At 50.8% G+C, this 20696-nt stretch carries 14 protein-coding genes and 4 pseudogenes; 13 read left to right on the top strand and 5 right to left on the bottom strand.

Translation table 11 applies throughout. The annotated features are described in order from the left end of the window. From BGK49_RS01990 to cdaR, 4 genes and pseudogenes are all read left to right on the top strand, one after another. Positions 1–337 (top strand): annotated as a pseudogene (locus tag BGK49_RS01990) (IS1-like element IS1X2 family transposase); the annotation flags it as partial. 15 nt (positions 338–352) lie between these two features. After that, positions 353–1072: pseudogene (dgt, locus tag BGK49_RS01985) on the top strand (dGTP triphosphohydrolase); the annotation flags it as partial. Positions 1073–1201: 129 nt separating this feature from the next. Beyond that, entirely contained in the window at positions 1202–2626 is a 1425-nt protein-coding gene (gene degP / locus BGK49_RS01980) for a serine endoprotease DegP (RefSeq protein ID WP_000753946.1), read from the top strand. A 154-nt stretch (positions 2627–2780) separates the two neighbouring features. Then, entirely contained in the window at positions 2781–3938 is a 1158-nt protein-coding gene (gene cdaR, locus BGK49_RS01975; protein WP_000929437.1) for a DNA-binding transcriptional regulator CdaR, read from the top strand. 88 nt (positions 3939–4026) lie between these two features. On the opposite strand, the gene BGK49_RS01970 is transcribed toward cdaR, so the two are convergent. The 5 genes and pseudogenes from BGK49_RS01970 to map form a co-directional block, all read right to left on the bottom strand. Beyond that, a complete protein-coding gene (locus BGK49_RS01970; protein WP_000272197.1) occupies positions 4027–4413 on the bottom strand; it encodes a DUF3461 family protein in 387 nt (128 codons plus the stop codon). 161 nt (positions 4414–4574) lie between these two features. Further along, positions 4575–5387, bottom strand: coding sequence for a phosphodiesterase YaeI (yaeI, locus tag BGK49_RS01965; protein ID WP_000625639.1), 813 nt, complete (start codon positions 5385–5387; stop codon positions 4575–4577). A gap of 54 nt (positions 5388–5441) precedes the next feature. After that, a complete protein-coding gene (gene dapD, locus BGK49_RS01960; protein ID WP_001186650.1) occupies positions 5442–6266 on the bottom strand; it encodes a 2,3,4,5-tetrahydropyridine-2,6-dicarboxylate N-succinyltransferase in 825 nt (274 codons plus the stop codon). Positions 6267–6296: 30 nt separating this feature from the next. Next, positions 6297–8968: pseudogene (glnD, locus tag BGK49_RS01955) on the bottom strand (bifunctional uridylyltransferase/uridylyl-removing protein GlnD). A gap of 61 nt (positions 8969–9029) precedes the next feature. Then, complete coding sequence (map, locus tag BGK49_RS01950) at positions 9030–9824, bottom strand: type I methionyl aminopeptidase (RefSeq protein ID WP_001018194.1); 795 nt, start codon at positions 9822–9824, stop codon at positions 9030–9032. A 367-nt stretch (positions 9825–10191) separates the two neighbouring features. Between map and rpsB the strand changes: the two genes are divergently transcribed. The 9 genes and pseudogenes from rpsB to bamA all read left to right on the top strand — a co-directional run bounded on the left by rpsB (position 10192) and on the right by bamA (position 20677). Further along, on the top strand, positions 10192–10917 hold the full coding sequence (gene rpsB, locus BGK49_RS01945; protein WP_000246884.1) for a 30S ribosomal protein S2: 726 nt from the start codon (positions 10192–10194) through the stop codon (positions 10915–10917). 257 nt (positions 10918–11174) lie between these two features. After that, positions 11175–12026: a translation elongation factor Ts gene (gene tsf / locus BGK49_RS01940; protein ID WP_000818114.1), complete on the top strand. Its 852-nt coding sequence runs from the start codon at positions 11175–11177 to the stop codon at positions 12024–12026. 146 nt (positions 12027–12172) lie between these two features. Further along, a complete protein-coding gene (gene pyrH, locus BGK49_RS01935; RefSeq protein ID WP_000224573.1) occupies positions 12173–12898 on the top strand; it encodes a UMP kinase in 726 nt (241 codons plus the stop codon). Positions 12899–13189: 291 nt separating this feature from the next. Continuing rightward, a complete protein-coding gene (frr, locus tag BGK49_RS01930; RefSeq protein WP_000622418.1) occupies positions 13190–13747 on the top strand; it encodes a ribosome recycling factor in 558 nt (185 codons plus the stop codon). A gap of 91 nt (positions 13748–13838) precedes the next feature. Beyond that, entirely contained in the window at positions 13839–15035 is a 1197-nt protein-coding gene (gene ispC / locus BGK49_RS01925; protein ID WP_000811929.1) for a 1-deoxy-D-xylulose-5-phosphate reductoisomerase, read from the top strand. Between the two features lie 188 nt (positions 15036–15223). Continuing rightward, positions 15224–15982, top strand: a complete 759-nt coding sequence (ispU, locus tag BGK49_RS01920; protein WP_005039433.1) for a (2E,6E)-farnesyl-diphosphate-specific ditrans,polycis-undecaprenyl-diphosphate synthase — start codon at positions 15224–15226, stop codon at positions 15980–15982. Between the two features lie 12 nt (positions 15983–15994). Then, on the top strand, positions 15995–16852 hold the full coding sequence (cdsA, locus tag BGK49_RS01915; protein ID WP_000922446.1) for a phosphatidate cytidylyltransferase: 858 nt from the start codon (positions 15995–15997) through the stop codon (positions 16850–16852). 11 nt (positions 16853–16863) lie between these two features. Continuing rightward, positions 16864–18216 carry a sigma E protease regulator RseP gene (rseP, locus tag BGK49_RS01910; RefSeq protein ID WP_005031252.1) on the top strand — a complete coding sequence of 451 codons (1353 nt, stop codon included), beginning with the start codon at positions 16864–16866 and terminating at the stop codon, positions 18214–18216. Between the two features lie 29 nt (positions 18217–18245). Next, a pseudogene (gene bamA / locus BGK49_RS01905) lies at positions 18246–20677 on the top strand (outer membrane protein assembly factor BamA). Positions 20678–20696: the final 19 nt, after the last annotated feature.

The raw sequence follows: 20696 nt of genomic DNA, 5'->3' as shown, positions 1-20696 counted from the left end.
GCGCTGGCTGTTTTACGCGTATGACAGGATACGGAGGACGGTTGTGGCGCACGTCTTCGGTGAACGCACTCTGGCCACACTGGAGCGTCTTCTGAGCCTGCTGTCGGCCTTTGAGGTCGTGGTATGGATGACGGATGGCTGGCCGCAGTATGAATCACGCCTGAAGGGAAAGCTGCACGTTATCAGCAAGCGTTACACTCAGCGCATTGAGCGACATAATCTGAATCTGAGACAACATCTGGCAAGGCTGGGACGGAAGTCACTGTCGTTCTCAAAATCGGTGGAGCTGCATGACAAGGTCATCGGGCATTATCTGAACATAAAACACTATCAGTAAGTTGGAGTCATTACCGCCGACGACATCTCCTATTGTGTGGCAGACCTTGAAGATGCGGTAGAGAAAAGAATATGTACCGTTGAGCAGCTTTATCATCATTTGCACGAAGCGTGGGGCCAGCATGAGAAAGGTTCGCTCTTTTCGCTGGTGGTTGAAAATGCCTGGGAAAAATCACGCTCAAATAGTTTAAGCCGCAGTACGGAAGATCAGTTTTTTATGTATTTACGGGTAAACACCCTAAATAAACTGGTACCCTATGCGGCACAACGATTTATTGATAATCTGCCTGCGATTTTCGCCGGAACGTTTAATCATGCATTATTGGAAGATGCCAGCGAATGCAGCGATCTTCTTAAGCTATATAAAAATGTCGCTGTAAAACATGTGCTTAGCCATCCAGATGTCGAGCAGCTTGAATTGCAGGGCTATCGGGTCATTAGCGGATTATTAGAGATTTATCGTCCTTTATTAAGCCTGTCGTTATCCGACTTTACTGAACTGGTAGAAAAAGAACGGGTGAAACGTTTCCCTATTGAATCGCGCTTATTCCACAAACTCTCGACGCGCCATCGGCTGGCCTATGTCGAGGCTGTCAGTAAATTACCGTCAGATTCTCCTGAGTTTCCGCTATGGGAATATTATTACCGTTGCCGCCTGCTGCAGGATTATATCAGCGGTATGACCGACCTCTATGCGTGGGATGAATACCGACGTCTGATGGCCGTAGAACAATAACCAGGCTTTTGTAAAGACGAACAATAAATTTTTACCTTTTGCAGAAACTTTAGTTCGGAACTTCGCGCTATAAAACGAATCTGAAGAACACAGCAATTTTGCGTTATCTGTTAATCGAGACTGAAATACATGAAAAAAACCACATTAGCACTGAGTGCACTGGCTCTGAGTTTAGGTTTGGCGTTATCTCCGCTCTCTGCAACGGCGGCTGAGACTTCTTCAGCAACGACAGCCCAGCAGATGCCAAGCCTTGCACCGATGCTCGAAAAGGTGATGCCTTCAGTGGTCAGCATTAACGTAGAAGGTAGCACAACCGTTAATACGCCGCGTATGCCGCGTAATTTCCAGCAGTTCTTCGGTGATGATTCTCCGTTCTGCCAGGAAGGTTCTCCGTTCCAGAGCTCTCCGTTCTGCCAGGGTGGCCAGGGCGGTAATGGTGGCGGCCAGCAACAGAAATTCATGGCGCTGGGTTCCGGCGTCATCATTGATGCCGATAAAGGCTATGTCGTCACCAACAACCACGTTGTTGATAACGCGACGGTGATTAAAGTCCAGCTGAGCGATGGCCGTAAGTTCGACGCGAAGATGGTCGGCAAAGATCCGCGCTCTGATATCGCGCTGATCCAAATCCAGAACCCGAAAAACCTGACCGCAATTAAGATGGCGGATTCTGATGCACTGCGCGTGGGTGATTACACCGTAGCGATTGGTAACCCGTTTGGTCTGGGCGAGACGGTAACTTCCGGGATTGTCTCTGCGCTGGGGCGTAGCGGCCTGAATGCTGAAAACTACGAAAACTTCATCCAGACCGATGCAGCGATCAACCGTGGTAACTCCGGTGGTGCGCTGGTTAACCTGAACGGCGAACTGATCGGTATCAACACCGCGATCCTCGCACCGGACGGCGGCAACATCGGTATCGGTTTTGCAATCCCGAGCAACATGGTGAAAAACCTGACCTCGCAGATGGTGGAATACGGCCAGGTGAAACGCGGTGAGCTGGGTATTATGGGGACTGAGCTGAACTCCGAACTGGCGAAAGCGATGAAAGTTGACGCCCAGCGCGGTGCTTTCGTAAGCCAGGTTCTGCCTAATTCCTCCGCTGCAAAAGCGGGCATTAAAGCGGGTGATGTGATCACCTCACTGAACGGTAAGCCGATCAGCAGCTTTGCCGCACTGCGTGCTCAGGTGGGTACTATGCCGGTGGGCAGCAAACTGACCCTGGGCTTACTGCGCGACGGTAAGCAGGTTAACGTGAACCTAGAACTGCAGCAGAGCAGCCAGAATCAGGTTGATTCCAGCTCCATCTTCAACGGCATTGAAGGCGCTGAGATGAGCAACAAAGGCAAAGATCAGGGCGTGGTAGTGAACAACGTGAAAACGGGCACTCCGGCTGCGCAGATCGGCCTGAAGAAAGGTGATGTGATTATTGGCGCGAACCAGCAGGCAGTGAAAAACATCGCTGAACTGCGTAAAGTTCTCGACAGCAAACCGTCTGTGCTGGCACTGAACATTCAGCGCGGCGACAGCACCATCTACCTGTTAATGCAGTAATCTCACTCAACCCCTTCCTGAAAACGGGAAGGGGTTCTCCTTACAATCTGTGAACTTCACCACAACTCCATACATCTTCATCATCCTTTAGGCATTTGCACAATGCCGTACGTTACGTACTTCCTTATGCTAAGCCGTGCATAACGGAGGACTTATGGCTGGCTGGCATCTTGATACCAAAATGGCGCAGGATATTGTGGCACGTACCATGCGCATCATCGATACCAATATCAACGTAATGGATGCCCGTGGGCGAATTATCGGCAGCGGCGATCGTGAGCGTATTGGTGAATTGCACGAAGGTGCATTGCTGGTACTTTCACAGGGACGAGTCGTCGATATCGATGACGCGGTGGCACGTCATCTGCACGGTGTGCGGCAAGGGATTAATCTACCGTTACGGCTGGAAGGTGAAATTGTCGGCGTAATTGGCCTGACAGGTGAACCAGAGAATCTGCGTAAATATGGCGAACTGGTCTGCATGACGGCTGAAATGATGCTGGAACAGTCGCGGTTGATGCACTTGTTGGCGCAGGATAGCCGTTTGCGGGAGGAACTGGTGATGAACCTGATTCAGGCAGAGGAGAATACTCCCGCACTTACTGAATGGGCGCAACGGCTGGGGATCGATCTCAATCAACCGCGAGTGGTGGCTATTGTTGAGGTCGACAGCGGTCAGCTTGGTGTGGACAGCGCAATGGCGGAGTTACAACAACTGCAAAACGCGCTGACTACGCCCGAGCGTAATAATCTGGTGGCGATTGTCTCGCTAACCGAAATGGTGGTGTTGAAACCGGCGTTGAACTCTTTTGGGCGCTGGGATGCAGAAGATCATCGTAAGCGAGTTGAACAACTGATTACCCGCATGAAAGAGTACGGCCAGCTGCGTTTTCGCGTTTCACTGGGCAACTATTTTACCGGTCCTGGCAGTATTGCCCGATCCTATCGTACGGCGAAAACGACGATGGTGGTGGGTAAACAGCGGATGCCAGAAAGTCGCTGCTATTTTTATCAGGATCTGATGTTACCTGTGTTACTCGACAGTTTGCGTGGCGACTGGCAGGCCAACGAACTGGCGCGACCGCTGGCGCGGCTGAAAGCGATGGACAATAACGGCTTGCTGCGACGAACGCTGGCGGCGTGGTTTCGTCACAATGTGCAACCGCTGGCAACGTCAAAGGCGTTGTTTATTCATCGTAATACCCTGGAGTATCGGCTTAATTGTATATCGGAACTGACCGGGCTTGATTTGGGCAATTTTGATGACAGGTTGCTGCTGTATGTGGCGTTACAACTGGATGAAGAGCGGTAGGTTATGCGTTAAGGTTGAGGCGGCGCTGTCTCATTCCCCTCAGCCCGAAGGGGAGAGGGGAATGCCCGAATTAACCGTCAATTCGGGATTATTTACGCGTTAGTTTTTCCAGATCGGCTTCAATCTCGCTGATCTTATTGGTTACGACTGACTCCAGGTGACGTAAGTCGTCGAGGATCTTACGCTTAAGATCAACTTCGCTGCGGTCACGCTGGCAGATTTGATCAAGCTCATCAATGATATACCGTAGATTCGGGCTGATTTCCTGGACTTCTTTATAACCCTGACCCACACCATCAGCGACGACCGTTTTACGCTGACGCGGATATTTAAACTTAACGCTCTTGGCGAAAAACTCGCCTTTGTCTTTCTGGAAATAGATTTTCAGAATATCGTTGTTGGCTTCCTGCCGGAGGCTGTAACGATTAATTTCTTCAGGATTGGTAATACCCAGACTTTTCAGATTGTCGTACATAGCGTTACCTCAAAATGAGTCAGTAAATTGTGCTTATTTTAGCATTTGGCCTGGCCCGCCCGGCTCGACTGTGATCGCAGAAAGCCTTTTTCTTCCAGACTTCTATCATGGCGTAAAAATCAAAAAATTACCTGCTTTATTGTGGTGATAAAATTCACGTTCTACACCAGTTCCAGCATCGTTACTTCCGGGCGGCAGTTCAGACGCAAACCATACAAACTGCCCACGCCACGGGTTGTGTAGATGTGTCGTTCGCCAAAGGCATTTAATCCGGCGACGTAACGTTTATCTTCGACAGGGGCAAAAGGTTCACCAACCAACGGTACGCGCAGTTGCCCGCCGTGAGTATGGCCGCACAGCATCAGATCCCAGGGTTCATCACGCATGACTTCTTTGCTGTCGGGATTATGTGCCAGCATCAGTCTTGGCAGATTTGCTTCGCTGGCGGGAGGTGGTTTGCATTGTCCGGCCCATAAGTCACCGGTGCCTACCAGTTCGAATTGCCTGTTCGGCGTGGCGATCACCGTAGCCTGGTTAAACAACACCGTGATGCCCACTGATTTCAACGTCTCGCCAATTAAGTGATTTTTTTCTGTACCAACAGGGCGATCGTGGTTGCCGAAGCAGGCAAACGTCGGCGCACATTCGGCAAGGGGGGAGAGGACATCACTAAACGCCGAAAAATTCAGCGGCATATCAAATAATACGTAATCGCCGCCCAGTAATATCAAATCGGGCTTTTGTTCTATGCCAAGAGCAATCGCGTCAGAAATCAGGCTTAAAGGAACAAAACGAGAGTAATGGAGATCGGCCAGAAAAAGAATTTTGAATGGTGCTGCGTTGTCTTTAAAAAAGGCGAGGCGGTGACGGATTAATTCAAACCAGCCTGGCTCCCAGTAATGCATATAACCGAAACCTGAGCTCGTGGCTATCGTCGCGGCAGTAGCCTGCAACAATCGGCGGCGTGAAATCATCGCTCATCCCTGCAAAAAAAATCGGGCAGCGTCGTGCTGCCCGTGTGCATACTTTTAGTCGATGGTACGCAGCAGTTCGTTAATGCCGACTTTGCCGCGAGTTTTCGCGTCAACTTTCTTAACGATAACCGCACAGTAGAGGCTGTATTTGCCATCTTTTGACGGCAGATTACCTGAAACAACCACAGACCCCGCCGGAACGCGACCGTAGTGGATTTCGCCGGTTTCACGGTCGTAAATACGGGTGCTCTGACCAATGTATACGCCCATGGAAATGACGGAACCTTCTTCGACAATCACCCCTTCAACTACTTCAGAGCGTGCGCCAATGAAGCAGTTATCTTCAATGATGGTTGGGTTAGCCTGCAGCGGTTCCAGCACGCCGCCGATGCCCACGCCACCGGAAAGGTGGACGTTTTTACCAATCTGCGCACAAGAACCGACGGTCGCCCAGGTATCAACCATGGTGCCTTCATCAACATATGCGCCGATGTTGACGTAAGACGGCATCAGCACGGTGTTACGGGCAATAAACGCACCCTGACGTACCGCCGCTGGTGGCACAACGCGGAAGCCTTCTTTCTGGAAACGTGCTTCGTCGTAGTCGGCGAATTTCATCGGCACTTTGTCGAAGTAGCGGCTTTCTGCCCCTTCGATCACCTGATTATCATTAATACGGAAAGAGAGCAGCACCGCTTTTTTCAACCACTGATGCGTCACCCACTGACCGTCAATTTTTTCCGCTACACGCAGTGCACCGGAATCCAGCAGGGCGATCACCTGATTTACCGCTTCGCGGGTAACGGTGTCTGCGTTGGCTGGCGTGATCTCGGCACGGCGTTCAAAAGCGGTTTCAATAATGTTCTGTAACTGCTGCATTGTTAAACTCTTTTCATATCAGTAAACACATCACCCTTTATCGTTTGGATTGAGGGCCTCTGTCAACCGCTGATGCACTTCCTGCTGCAACTCGTTATTAAGCGCACGCCGGTCAGCGGTGGCAATTATGAATAAATCTTCTACTCGCTCGCCAATGGTTGTAATTCGGGCACCATGAAGCGAAATTCCCAGATCGGCAAAAATTTTCCCGACTCTCGCCAGCAGTCCTGGCTGGTCGAGCGCGATAAGCTCAAGGAACGATTTGCGGTCGGTATGGGTCGGCAAAAACGTTACTTCGGTTTCAACAGTAAAATGGCGTAATTTGGCGGGTTGGCGACGGGGCTGCGGTGGCTGCCAGCTACTTTGCGTCAGTACTTGCTCCAGACCAAACCGAATAACCTCATGACGATCTGCGGACAGCGGGCTGCCATCGGGTTCCAGCACGATAAAGGTATCCATCGCCATACCGTCGCGAGTGGTGAAAATTTGTGCGTCGTGAACACTTAAATTGCGGCGGTCTAATTCGGCACAGACGGCGGCAAACAGATAGGGGCGGTCCGGGCTCCAGATAAAAATCTCGGTGCCTCCACGCGTAGCCTGCGGGCTAAGCAATACCAGTGGTTTGCTTAAATCATGCTGTAATAAATGGCGGGCATGCCAGGCCAGTTGATTTGGGCTATGGCGGACAAAATAGTTAGCACGACAGCGTGACCAAATTTGGTGCAGCGCCTCTTCGTCGATGTTATCCATGCGCAGTAGTGCCAGTGCCTGGAGTTGGTGATGGCGAACCCGTTCGCGCATATCCGGCGTGTTTTGCATTCCGCGTCGTAGCTGCTTTTCGGTGGCAAAATAGAGTTCGCGCAACAGACTTTGCTTCCAGCTATTCCACAGCGTTTCGTTGGTGGCGCAAATGTCAGCCACTGTCAGGCATACCAGATAGTGCAGACGATTTTCCGTTTGAACTTCTTCGGCAAACTGCTTGATGACTTCAGGGTCCTGAATATCGCGGCGTTGTGCTGTCACCGACATCAGCAAGTGCTGGCGAACCAGCCAGGCAACCAGCTGTGTTTCGCGTGAGTTCAGCCCGTGGAGTTCTGCAAAATGCACTACATCCTGAACACCGAGAATGGAGTGGTCGCCGCCGCGTCCTTTGGCGATATCGTGAAACAGCGCGGCGATGAAAATCAGCTCAGTTGACGGCAGGCGCGGCCAGACGTCCACACACAACGGATGGCGCTGGCGCGTTTCTTCACTGGCAAAACTCTCCAGTTTCAGCATCACGCGGATAGTATGTTCATCCACCGTGTAGGCGTGGAACAGATCAAACTGCATCTGCCCGACGATATGCGACCATTGCGGCATATACGCGCCGAGCACGCTATGGCGATGCATTGGCAATAGCCCGCGCCGCACCGCTCCGGGGTGACGCAGAATGCTCAAAAACAGTTTTCGTGCTTCCGGAATATTACACAGCGGTTGTTGCAGATGGCGACGGGCATGGCGTAACTGGCGCAGCGTGGTGGAGTAAATGCCGGTGATCGCACTGTTGCGCACCATGGTGTAGAACATACGCAAGATGGCTTCCGGCTGGCGCATAAATAGTGTTTCATCACGCAGGTCGATTAGCGTACCGCGTAGCTGAAACTCATCGTCGATTGGACGTGGTTTTTCGTCGGCAGGAAGGGCGAGGATGGCTTCATCGAACAGTTGCAGCAGCATCTGGTTGAGTTCACTGACGCGGCGTGTAACGCGGAAGTAATCCTTCATCATCCGCTCGACCGGTTCGTTGCCTTCACCACTGTAATTCAGACGCTGAGCGACGCTAAGTTGGCGATCGAATAACAGGCGATTATCGTAACGGCTGACGACCAGATGCAGGGCAAAGCGAATACGCCACAGTATATGCAGACATTCGTTTAATTCCGCCCGCTCCGCTGAGGTTAAGAAGCCAAACCCAACCATTTCATCCAGCGATGTTGCGCCAAAATGACGGCGGGCCACCCATTGCAGAGTGTGGATATCGCGCAAGCCGCCAGGGCTACTTTTGATGTCTGGTTCAAGATTGTAGCTGGTGCCGTGGTAACGCTGATGGCGCTGGTTCTGTTCTTCAACTTTCGCCGCGTAGAACTTGTCGGAAGGCCAGAATCCTTCGCTAAAAATATGTTTTTGCAGTTCGAGGAAGAGCGCAACATCGCCAATTAATAAGCGGGATTCGATTAAATTGGTGGCGACGGTTAAATCCGATAACCCTTCCAGCATGCACTCTTCAAGCGTGCGCACACTATGACCGACTTCCAGCTTTACATCCCAGAGCAGCGTTAACAGCTCGCCCACTTTTTGCGCCTGATCGTCCGGGAGCTTTTTACGGCTTAAAATCAGTAAATCGATGTCAGAAAGTGGATGCAGCTCGCCACGACCGTAGCCACCGACGGCGACCAATGCCAGGTCGGCAATCTGGCTGAATCCCGCTTCAATCCATAATCGTTGCAGGAGCTGGTCGATAAACTCGGTGCGCGCCTCAATCAACTGTTCTGCAGAGATCCCATTGTCAAAGGCATCACCAGCCAACGCTGGAAAGTATCGATATGGGCTTTTATCCCACCGACGGTTAATTCATCACGGGGCCAGACGCATGGATTTTGCGGTTGACCGGGCAGGGTGGGGAGAGCGGTGTTTGCGTACTGTTCTGGAAGGGTATTCATTGTGCGCCACTCATAAGATTAAATTATCGCATTAAAAAAGCCGGCATTCGCCGGCTTCATCTTATTCGTCGTGCGAGATTATCGCCGGGATGGTGTCATCCTTGCGTAGCGTCAGAATTTCGCAGCCGTTATCAGTCACCACAATAGTATGCTCATATTGTGCAGACAAGCTGCGATCTTTGGTTTTTACCGTCCAGCCATCTTTCATGGTGCGGATCTCTTTTTTACCCGCGTTGACCATTGGCTCGATGGTGAACGTCATCCCAGGTTTCAGTACGACGTTGGTTTCACGGGAGTCATAGTGCAGCACCTGCGGTTCTTCATGGAAGCCGCGACCAATACCGTGTCCGCAATATTCACGAACGACGGAGAAGCCTTCTGCTTCGACAAACTTCTGAATCGCCGCACCGATTTCGCGCAGGTTAATGCCTGGTTTGACCATGCGCAGCGCCAGGTACAGGCTTTCTTGCGTGATGCGGCACAGACGTTCGCCCATGATGGTCGGCTTACCGACGATAAACATTTTCGAGGTATCGCCGTGGAAACCATCTTTGATTACGGTGACATCAATGTTAACGATATCGCCATCTTTCAGCAGCTTCGCATCGTCCGGGATACCGTGGCACACCACTTCATTAATAGAGATGCAAACGGATTTCGGATAGCCGTGATAGCCGAGGCAGGCAGAAACCGCGTGTTGTTCATTAACAATGTAATCATTACAGATGCGATCCAGCTCGCCGGTGCTGACGCCCGGTTTAACATACGGTTCGATCATCTCCAGCACTTCGGCAGCCAGTCGGCCAGCGACGCGCATTTTTTCGATATCTTCTGGGGTCTTGATTGAGATAGCCATTAATTCTGTCCATCAGCGTCGGTGATACCGACAATATATATGTAAGTGCCGTCAATGGTATCACACCCGGGCAAATTGAGAATCATTCTGAATTTCGCCAAACGTGCCACTGAACGTTTTCTATAATAGAAAATTCAACGTCTGATGCTGTACACAGCGCCAACAATTATTGGTGTCCATGACGTATTTGTGGTATAAAGCGCGCCGGACTTCCGATCCATTTCGTATACACAGACTGGACGGAAGCGACAATCTCACTTTGTGTAACAACACACACGTATCGGCACATATTCCGGGGTGCCCTTTGGGGTCGGTAATATGGGATACGTGGAGGCATAACCCCAACTTTTATATAGAGGTTTTAATCATGGCAACTGTTTCCATGCGCGATATGCTCAAGGCTGGTGTTCACTTCGGTCACCAGACCCGTTACTGGAACCCGAAAATGAAGCCGTTCATCTTCGGTGCGCGTAACAAAGTTCACATCATCAACCTTGAGAAAACTGTACCGATGTTCAACGAAGCTCTGGCTGAACTGAACAAGATTGCTTCTCGCAAAGGTAAAATCCTTTTCGTTGGTACTAAACGCGCTGCAAGCGAAGCGGTGAAAGACGCTGCTCTGAGCTGCGACCAGTTCTTCGTGAACCATCGCTGGCTGGGCGGTATGCTGACTAACTGGAAAACCGTTCGTCAGTCCATCAAACGTCTGAAAGACCTGGAAACTCAGTCTCAGGACGGTACTTTCGAAAAGCTGACCAAGAAAGAAGCGCTGATGCGCACTCGTGAGCTGGAGAAACTGGAAAACAGCCTGGGCGGTATCAAAGACATGGGCGGTCTGCCGGACGCTCTGTTTGTAATCGATGCTGACCACGAACACATTGCTATCAAAGAAGCAAACAACCTGGGTATTCCGGTATTTGCTATCGTTGATACCAACTCTGATCCGGACGGTGTTGACTTCGTTATCCCGGGTAACGACGACGCAATCCGTGCTGTGACCCTGTACCTGGGCGCTGTTGCTGCAACCGTACGTGAAGGCCGTTCTCAGGATCTGGCTTCCCAGGCGGAAGAAAGCTTCGTAGAAGCTGAGTAATAAGGCTTGATAACTCCCCCAAAATAGTTCGAGTTGCAGAAAGGCGGCAAGCTCGAGAATTCCCGGGAGCTTACATCAGTAAGTGACCGGGATGAGCGAGCGAAGATAACGCATCTGCGGCGCGAAATATGAAGGGGGAGAGCCCTTATAGACCAGGTAGTACACGTTTGGTTAGGGGGCCTGCATATGGCCCCCTTTTTCACTTTTATATCTGTGCGGTTTAATGCCGGGCAGATCACATCTCCGAGGATTTTAGAATGGCTGAAATTACCGCATCCCTGGTAAAAGAGCTGCGTGAGCGTACTGGCGCAGGCATGATGGATTGCAAAAAAGCACTGACTGAAGCTAACGGCGACATCGAGCTGGCAATCGAAAACATGCGTAAGTCCGGTGCTATTAAAGCAGCGAAAAAAGCAGGCAACGTTGCTGCTGACGGCGTGATCAAAACCAAAATCGACGGCAACTACGGCATCATTCTGGAAGTTAACTGCCAGACTGACTTCGTTGCAAAAGACGCTGGTTTCCAGGCGTTCGCAGACAAAGTTCTGGACGCAGCTGTTGCTGGCAAAATCACTGACGTTGAAGTTCTGAAAGCACAGTTCGAAGAAGAACGTGTTGCGCTGGTAGCGAAAATTGGTGAAAACATCAACATTCGCCGCGTTGCTGCGCTGGAAGGCGACGTTCTGGGTTCTTATCAGCACGGTGCGCGTATCGGCGTTCTGGTTGCTGCTAAAGGCGCTGACGAAGAGCTGGTTAAACACATCGCTATGCACGTTGCTGCAAGCAAGCCAGAATTCATCAAACCAGAAGACGTATCCGCTGAAGTGGTAGAAAAAGAATACCAGGTACAGCTGGATATCGCGATGCAGTCTGGTAAGCCGAAAGAAATCGCAGAGAAAATGGTTGAAGGCCGCATGAAGAAATTCACCGGCGAAGTTTCTCTGACCGGTCAGCCGTTCGTTATGGAACCAAGCAAAACTGTTGGTCAGCTGCTGAAAGAGCATAACGCTGAAGTGACTGGCTTCATCCGCTTCGAAGTGGGTGAAGGCATCGAGAAAGTTGAGACTGACTTTGCAGCAGAAGTTGCTGCGATGTCCAAGCAGTCTTAATTATCAAAAAGGAGCCGCCTGAGGGCGGCTTCTTTTTGTGCCCATCTTGTAAATTCAGCTAACCCTTGTGGGGCTGCGCTGAAAAGCGACGTACAATGTCGCTAGTATTAATTCATTTCAATCGTTGACAGTCTCAGGAAAGAAACATGGCTACCAATGCAAAACCCGTCTATAAACGCATTCTGCTTAAGTTGAGTGGCGAAGCTCTGCAGGGCACTGAAGGCTTCGGTATTGATGCAAGCATACTGGATCGTATGGCTCAGGAAATCAAAGAACTGGTTGAACTGGGTATTCAGGTTGGTGTGGTGATTGGTGGGGGTAACCTGTTCCGTGGCGCTGGTCTGGCGAAAGCGGGTATGAACCGTGTTGTGGGCGACCACATGGGGATGCTGGCGACCGTAATGAACGGCCTGGCAATGCGTGATGCACTGCACCGCGCCTATGTGAACGCTCGTCTGATGTCCGCTATTCCATTGAATGGCGTGTGCGACAGCTACAGCTGGGCAGAAGCTATCAGCCTGTTGCGCAACAACCGTGTGGTGATCCTCTCCGCCGGTACAGGTAACCCGTTCTTTACCACCGACTCAGCAGCTTGCCTGCGTGGTATCGAAATTGAAGCCGATGTGGTGCTGAAAGCAACCAAAGTTGACGGCGTGTTTACCGCTGATCCGGCGAAAGATCCAACCGCAACCATGTACGAGCAACTGACTTACAGCGAAGTGCTGGAAAAAGAGCTGAAAGTCATGGACCTGGCGGCCTTCACGCTGGCTCGTGACCATAAATTACCGATTCGTGTTTTCAATATGAACAAACCGGGTGCGCTGCGCCGTGTGGTAATGGGTGAAAAAGAAGGGACTTTAATCACGGAATAATTCCCGTGATGGATAAATAAGGGTAAGATTCCGCGTAAGTATCGCGGGGGCGTAAGTCTGGTTATAAGGCGTTATTGTTGCAGGCAGTTTGGTCACGGCCAGCGCGCAGCAACCGGAGCGTACAAAAGTACGTGAGGATGGCGAGCACTGCTCGGGGCCAAAATGGCAAATAAAATAGCCTAATAATCCAGACGATTACCCGTAATATGTTTAATCAGGGCTATACTTAGCACACTTCCACTGTGTGTGACTGTCTGGTCTGACTGAGACAAGTTTTCAAGGATTCGTAACGTGATTAGCGATATCAGAAAAGATGCTGAAGTACGCATGGACAAATGCGTAGAAGCGTTCAAAACCCAAATCAGCAAAATACGCACGGGTCGTGCTTCTCCCAGCCTGCTGGATGGCATTGTCGTGGAATATTACGGCACGCCGACGCCGCTGCGTCAGCTGGCAAGCGTAACGGTAGAAGATTCCCGTACTCTGAAAATCAACGTGTTTGATCGTTCAATGTCTCCGGCCGTTGAAAAAGCGATTATGGCGTCCGATCTTGGCCTGAACCCGAACTCTGCGGGTAGCGACATCCGTGTTCCGCTGCCGCCGCTGACGGAAGAACGTCGTAAAGATCTGACCAAAATCGTTCGTGGTGAAGCAGAACAAGCGCGTGTTGCAGTACGTAACGTGCGTCGTGACGCGAACGACAAAGTGAAAGCACTGTTGAAAGATAAAGAGATCAGCGAAGACGACGATCGCCGTTCTCAGGACGATGTACAGAAACTGACTGATGCTGCAATCAAGAAAATTGAAGCGGCGCTGGCAGACAAAGAAGCAGAACTGATGCAGTTCTGATTTCTTGAACGACAAAAACGCCGCTCAGTAGATCCTTGCGGATCGGCTGGCGGCGTTTTGCTTTTTATTCTGTCTCAACTCTGGATGTTTCATGAAGCAACTCACCATTCTGGGCTCGACCGGCTCGATTGGTTGCAGCACGCTGGACGTGGTGCGCCATAATCCCGAACACTTCCGCGTAGTTGCGCTGGTGGCAGGCAAAAATGTCACTCGCATGGTAGAACAGTGCCTGGAATTCTCTCCCCGCTATGCCGTAATGGACGATGAAGCGAGTGCGAAACTTCTTAAAACGATGCTACAGCAACAGGGTAGCCGCACCGAAGTCTTAAGTGGGCAACAAGCCGCTTGCGATATGGCAGCGCTTGAGGATGTTGATCAGGTGATGGCAGCCATTGTTGGCGCTGCTGGGCTGTTACCTACGCTTGCTGCGATCCGCGCGGGTAAAACCATTTTGCTGGCCAATAAAGAATCACTGGTTACCTGCGGACGTCTGTTTATGGACGCCGTAAAGCAGAGCAAAGCGCAATTGTTACCGGTCGATAGCGAACATAACGCCATTTTTCAGAGTTTACCGCAACCTATCCAGCATAATCTGGGATACGCTGACCTTGAGCAAAATGGCGTGGTGTCCATTTTACTTACCGGGTCTGGTGGCCCTTTCCGTGAGACGCCATTGCGCGATTTGGCAACAATGACGCCGGATCAAGCCTGCCGTCATCCGAACTGGTCGATGGGGCGTAAAATTTCTGTCGATTCGGCTACCATGATGAACAAAGGTCTGGAATACATTGAAGCGCGTTGGCTGTTTAACGCCAGCGCCAGCCAGATGGAAGTGCTGATTCACCCGCAGTCAGTGATTCACTCAATGGTGCGCTATCAGGACGGCAGTGTTCTGGCGCAGCTGGGGGAACCGGATATGCGTACGCCAATTGCCCACACCATGGCATGGCCGAATCGCGTGAACTCTGGCGTGAAGCCGCTCGATCTTTGCAAACTAAGTGCGTTGACATTTGCCGCACCGGATTATGATCGTTATCCATGCCTGAAACTGGCGATGGAGGCGTTCGAACAAGGTCAGGCAGCGACGACAGCATTGAATGCCGCAAACGAAATCACCGTTGCTGCTTTTCTTGCGCAACAAATCCGCTTTACGGATATCGCTGCGTTGAATTTATCGGTACTGGAAAAAATGGATATGCGCGAACCACAATGTGTGGACGATGTGTTATCTGTTGATGCGAACGCGCGTGAAGTCGCCAGAAAAGAGGTGATGCGTCTCGCAAGCTGAGGATAATCCGGCTACAGAGAGTCTCGCTATTTGTTAGCGTAGGGCTTCAGTGATATAGTCTGCGCCATCTGATCGTAAGTAGTTGGCTTTATAAGGTCAGGTATGCCGTGGTTTTGCACGGCTTTTTTTTGTATAGGCTTCAGTATTCCTGAGTACCGTAAACCCTGTCAGGGAATAAAAAACGCGTGATGTTGTCTGCTACTCAACCACTTAGCGAAAAATTGCCAGCGCATGGCTGCCGTCATGTTGCGATCATTATGGACGGCAATGGTCGCTGGGCAAAAAAGCAAGGGAAGATTCGTGCCTTTGGGCATAAAGCCGGGGCAAAATCCGTCCGCCGGGCTGTCTCTTTTGCGGCCAACAACGGTATTGAGGCGTTAACGCTGTATGCCTTTAGTAGTGAAAACTGGAACCGACCAGCGCAGGAAGTCAGTGCGTTAATGGAACTGTTTGTGTGGGCGCTCGATAGCGAAGTAAAAAGTCTGCACCGACATAACGTGCGTCTGCGTATTATTGGCGATACCAGTCGCTTTAACTCGCGTTTGCAAGAATGTATTCGTAAATCTGAAGCGCTAACAGCCGGGAATACCGGTCTGACGCTGAATATTGCGGCGAACTACGGTGGACGTTGGGATATAGTCCAGGGAGTCAGGCAACTGGCTGAAAAGGTGCAGCAAGGAAACCTGCAACCAGATCAGATAGATGAAGAGATGCTAAACCAGCATGTCTGTATGCATGAACTGGCCCCTGTAGATTTAGTAATTAGGACTGGGGGGGAGCATCGCATTAGTAACTTTTTGCTTTGGCAAATTGCCTATGCCGAACTTTACTTTACAGATGTTCTCTGGCCCGATTTCGATGAACAAGACTTTGAAGGGGCGTTAAATGCCTTTGCTAATCGAGAGCGTCGTTTCGGCGGCACCGAGCCCGGTGATGAAACAGCCTGATGGGGGGCGCTTTTGCTGAAGTATCGCCTGATATCTGCTTTTGTGTTAATACCCGTCGTCATCGCGGCGTTGTTTCTGTTGCCGCCGGTGGGGTTCGCCATTGTAACGCTGGTGGTCTGCATGCTGGCAGCGTGGGAATGGGGACAGCTTAGCGGTTTTACCACTCGTTCGCAGCGAGTATGGTTGGCGGTGTTATGCGGGTTATTGTTGGCGCTGATGCTTTTTCTGTTGCCGGAATATCACCGAAATATTCATCAACCGCTGGTTGAAATCTCACTTTGGGCTTCGCTGGGTTGGTGGATTGTCGCGCTATTGCTGGTGCTGTTTTACCCAGGTTCCGCAGCAATCTGGCGTAACTCTAAAACATTGCGCCTTATTTTTGGCGTGCTAACCATTGTTCCCTTCTTCTGGGGCATGCTGGCGTTACGGGCCTGGCACTATGACGAGAATCATTACAGTGGCGCAATATGGCTGCTCTATGTCATGATCCTGGTATGGGGCGCTGACTCCGGCGCATATATGTTTGGCAAATTGTTTGGTAAACATAAGCTGGCACCGAAGGTTTCTCCGGGTAAAACCTGGCAAGGCTTTATAGGTGGACTCGCTACTGCAGCGGTAATCTCATGGGGTTATGGCATGTGGGCGAATCTCGACGTCGCTCCCGTCACCTTACTCATTTGCTCTATTGTCGCAGCGTTAGCCTCAGTGCTCGGCGATCTGACCGAGAGTATGTTTAAGCGTGAAGCAGGAATTAAGGACAGCGGTCATTTAATTCCAGGACACGGTGGTATTTTAGATCGTATTGATAGCCTGACGGCTGCGGTACCGGTCTTTGCTTGCTTGTTGTTACTGGTATTCAGGACGCTTTAACGGAAGGTAATATGCTGAGTTTTCTCTGGGATTTGGCTTCGTTCATCGTTGCACTGGGTGTACTTATCACCGTGCATGAATTTGGTCATTTCTGGGTTGCCCGGCGTTGTGGTGTTCGCGTTGAGCGTTTCTCAATAGGGTTTGGTAAGGCGCTCTGGCGGCGAACTGATAAGCTCGGCACCGAATATGTTATCGCCCTGATCCCGCTGGGCGGTTATGTCAAAATGCTGGATGAGCGCGCAGAACCGGTCGTTCCGGAACTCCGCCACCATGCCTTCAATAATAAATCTGTTGGCCAACGAGCGGCGATTATTGCCGCAGGTCCGGTTGCAAACTTCATTTTTGCTATCTTTGCCTACTGGCTGGTTTTTATTATTGGTGTGCCTGGCGTACGTCCGGTGGTTGGTGAAATAGCAGCCAATTCGATAGCTGCGGAAGCACAAATTGCACCAGGTACGGAACTAAAAGCCGTAGATGGTATCGAAACGCCTGATTGGGATGCCGTGCGTTTGCAGTTGGTCGATAAAATTGGCGATGAAAGCACCACCATTACAGTAGCGCCATTTGGCAGCGACCAACGGCGGGATGTAAAGCTCGATTTACGTCACTGGGCGTTTGAGCCTGATAAAGAAGATCCGGTATCTTCGCTGGGGATTCGTCCTCGTGGGCTGCAAATTGAACCTGTACTGGAAAATGTGCAGCCAAACTCGGCGGCAAGCAAGGCAGGTTTGCAAGCAGGCGACAGGATCGTTAAAGTCGATGGTCAGCCCTTAACGCAGTGGGTGACCTTTGTGATGCTTGTCCGGGATAACCCGGGTAAATCCTTAGCGTTAGAAATCGAAAGGCAGGGAAGTCCCTTGTCTTTGACATTAATCCCGGAGAGTAAACCGGGTAATGGTAAAGCGATTGGTTTTGTCGGTATTGAGCCGAAAGTCATTCCTTTGCCAGATGAGTATAAAGTTGTACGCCAGTATGGGCCGTTCAACGCCATCGTCGAAGCCACGGACAAAACGTGGCAGCTGATGAAGCTGACGGTCAGTATGCTGGGAAAATTGATCACCGGTGATGTGAAACTGAACAACCTCAGTGGGCCGATCTCTATCGCCAAGGGGGCTGGGATGACAGCGGAACTCGGGGTAGTTTATTACCTGCCGTTTCTTGCGCTTATTAGCGTGAACTTAGGGATAATTAACCTGTTTCCGTTGCCCGTACTTGACGGGGCGCATCTGCTGTTCCTTGCGATCGAAAAGATCAAGGGCGGACCGGTATCCGAGCGGGTTCAAGACTTTTGTTATCGCATTGGCTCGATTCTGCTGGTGCTGTTAATGGGGCTTGCACTTTTCAATGATTTCTCTCGGTTATGAGAGTTAGTTAGGAAGAACGCATAATAACGATGGCGATGAAAAAGTTGCTCATAGCGTCGCTGCTGTTTAGCAGCGCCACCGTATACGGTGCTGAAGGGTTCGTAGTGAAAGATATTCATTTCGAAGGCCTTCAGCGTGTCGCCGTTGGTGCGGCCCTCCTCAGTATGCCGGTGCGTACAGGCGACACGGTTAATGATGAAGATATCAGTAATACCATTCGCGCTCTGTTTGCTACCGGCAACTTTGAGGATGTTCGCGTCCTTCGTGATGGTGATACCCTTCTGGTTCAGGTAAAAGAACGTCCGACCATTGCCAGCATTACTTTCTCCGGTAACAAATCGGTGAAAGATGACATGCTGAAGCAAAACCTCGAGGCTTCTGGTGTGCGTGTGGGCGAATCCCTCGATCGCACCACCATTGCCGATATCGAGAAAGGTCTGGAAGACTTCTACTACAGCGTCGGTAAATATAGCGCCAGCGTAAAAGCTGTCGTGACCCCGCTGCCGCGCAACCGTGTTGACCTAAAACTGGTGTTCCAGGAAGGTGTGTCAGCTGAAATCCAGCAAATTAACATTGTTGGTAACCATGCTTTCACCACCGACGAACTGATCTCTCATTTCCAACTGCGTGACGAAGTGCCGTGGTGGAACGTGGTAGGCGATCGTAAATACCAGAAACAGAAACTGGCGGGCGACCTTGAAACCCTGCGCAGCTACTATCTGGATCGCGGTTATGCCCGTTTCAACATCGACTCTACCCAGGTCAGTCTGACGCCAGATAAAAAAGGTATTTACGTCACGGTGAACATTACCGAAGGCGATCAGTACAAGCTTTCTGGCGTTGAAGTGAGCGGCAACCTTGCCGGGCACTCCGCTGAAATTGAGCAGCTGACTAAGATCGAGCCGGGCGAGCTGTATAACGGCACCAAAGTGACCAAGATGGAAGATGACATCAAAAAGCTTCTCGGTCGCTATGGTTATGCCTATCCGCGCGTACAGTCGATGCCTGAAATTAACGATGCCGACAAAACCGTTAAATTACGCGTGAACGTTGATGCGGGTAACCGTTTCTACGTGCGTAAGATCCGTTTTGAAGGTAACGATACCTCGAAAGATGCCGTCCTGCGTCGCGAAATGCGTCAGATGGAAGGTGCATGGCTGGGAAGCGATCTGGTCGATCAGGGTAAGGAGCGTCTGAATCGTCTGGGCTTCTTTGAAACTGTCGATACCGATACCCAACGTGTTCCGGGTAGCCCGGACCAAGTAGATGTAGTCTACAAGGTGAAAGAACGTAACACCGGTAGCTTCAACTTCGGGATTGGTTACGGTACTGAAAGTGGCGTGAGCTTCCAGGCTGGCGTGCAACAGGATAACTGGTTAGGTACAGGTTATGCTGTTGGTATCAACGGGACCAAAAACGATTACCAGACCTATGCTGAATTGTCGGTAACCAACCCGTACTTCACTGTAGATGGTGTAAGCCTCGGTGGTCGTCTCTTCTATAATGACTTCCAGGCAGATGACGCCGACCTGTCCGACTATACCAACAAGAGTTATGGTACAGACGTGACGTTGGGCTTCCCGATCAACGAATATAACTCGCTGCGTGCAGGTCTGGGTTATGTACATAACTCCCTGTCCAACATGCAGCCTCAGGTTGCGATGTGGCGTTATCTGTACTCTATGGGTGAACATCCGAGCACCTCTGATCAGGATAACAGCTTCAAAACGGACGACTTCACGTTCAACTATGGTTGGACCTATAACAAGCTTGACCGTGGTTACTTCCCGACAGATGGTTCACGTGTCAACCTGACCGGTAAAGTGACCATTCCTGGATCGGATAACGAATACTACAAAGTGACGTTAGACACGGCGACTTATGTGCCGATCGATGACGATCACAAATGGGTTGTTCTGGGGCGTACCCGCTGGGGTTATGGTGATGGTTTAGGCGGCAAAGAGATGCCGTTCTACGAGAACTTCTATGCCGGTGGTTCCAGCACGTCCGTGGCTTCCAGTCCAATACCATTGGTCCGAAAGCAGTTTACTTCCCGCATCAGGCCAGTAATTATGATCCGGACTATGATTACGAATGTGCGACTCAGGACGGCGCGAAAGACCTGTGTAAATCGGATGATGCTGTAGGCGGTAACGCCATGGCGGTTGCCAGCCTCGAGTTCATCACCCCGACGCCGTTTATTAGCGATAAGTATGCTAACTCGGTTCGTACTTCCTTCTTCTGGGATATGGGTACCGTTTGGGATACAAACTGGGATTCCAGCCAATATTCTGGATATCCGGACTATAGTGATCCAAGCAATATCCGTATGTCTGCGGGTATCGCATTACAATGGATGTCCCCATTGGGGCCGTTGGTGTTCTCCTACGCCCAGCCGTTCAAAAAGTACGATGGAGACAAGGCAGAACAGTTCCAGTTTAACATCGGTAAAACCTGGTAAGTGTTCTCCACAAAGGAAT

Origin of the sequence: Shigella sp. FC1544 (genome assembly GCF_001722145.1) — a bacterium.
GTDB lineage: Bacteria > Pseudomonadota > Gammaproteobacteria > Enterobacterales > Enterobacteriaceae > Escherichia > Escherichia coli.
Note: the sequence above shows the minus strand (reverse complement) of the source record. Positions and strands in the feature narration are given on the sequence as shown.

What these genes read in the sequence shown, in the direction of transcription:
- degP (WP_000753946.1), top strand. Translation starts at nt 1,202, where the DNA reads ATGAAAAAAACCACATTAGCACTGAGTGCACTGGCTCTGAGTTTAGGT.
- cdaR (WP_000929437.1), top strand. Translation starts at nt 2,781, where the DNA reads ATGGCTGGCTGGCATCTTGATACCAAAATGGCGCAGGATATTGTGGCA.
- BGK49_RS01970 (WP_000272197.1), bottom strand. Translation starts at nt 4,413, where the DNA reads ATGTACGACAATCTGAAAAGTCTGGGTATTACCAATCCTGAAGAAATT.
- yaeI (WP_000625639.1), bottom strand. Translation starts at nt 5,387, where the DNA reads ATGATTTCACGCCGCCGATTGTTGCAGGCTACTGCCGCGACGATAGCC.
- dapD (WP_001186650.1), bottom strand. Translation starts at nt 6,266, where the DNA reads ATGCAGCAGTTACAGAACATTATTGAAACCGCTTTTGAACGCCGTGCC.
- map (WP_001018194.1), bottom strand. Translation starts at nt 9,824, where the DNA reads ATGGCTATCTCAATCAAGACCCCAGAAGATATCGAAAAAATGCGCGTC.
- rpsB (WP_000246884.1), top strand. Translation starts at nt 10,192, where the DNA reads ATGGCAACTGTTTCCATGCGCGATATGCTCAAGGCTGGTGTTCACTTC.
- tsf (WP_000818114.1), top strand. Translation starts at nt 11,175, where the DNA reads ATGGCTGAAATTACCGCATCCCTGGTAAAAGAGCTGCGTGAGCGTACT.
- pyrH (WP_000224573.1), top strand. Translation starts at nt 12,173, where the DNA reads ATGGCTACCAATGCAAAACCCGTCTATAAACGCATTCTGCTTAAGTTG.
- ispC (WP_000811929.1), top strand. Translation starts at nt 13,839, where the DNA reads ATGAAGCAACTCACCATTCTGGGCTCGACCGGCTCGATTGGTTGCAGC.
- ispU (WP_005039433.1), top strand. Translation starts at nt 15,224, where the DNA reads ATGTTGTCTGCTACTCAACCACTTAGCGAAAAATTGCCAGCGCATGGC.
- rseP (WP_005031252.1), top strand. Translation starts at nt 16,864, where the DNA reads ATGCTGAGTTTTCTCTGGGATTTGGCTTCGTTCATCGTTGCACTGGGT.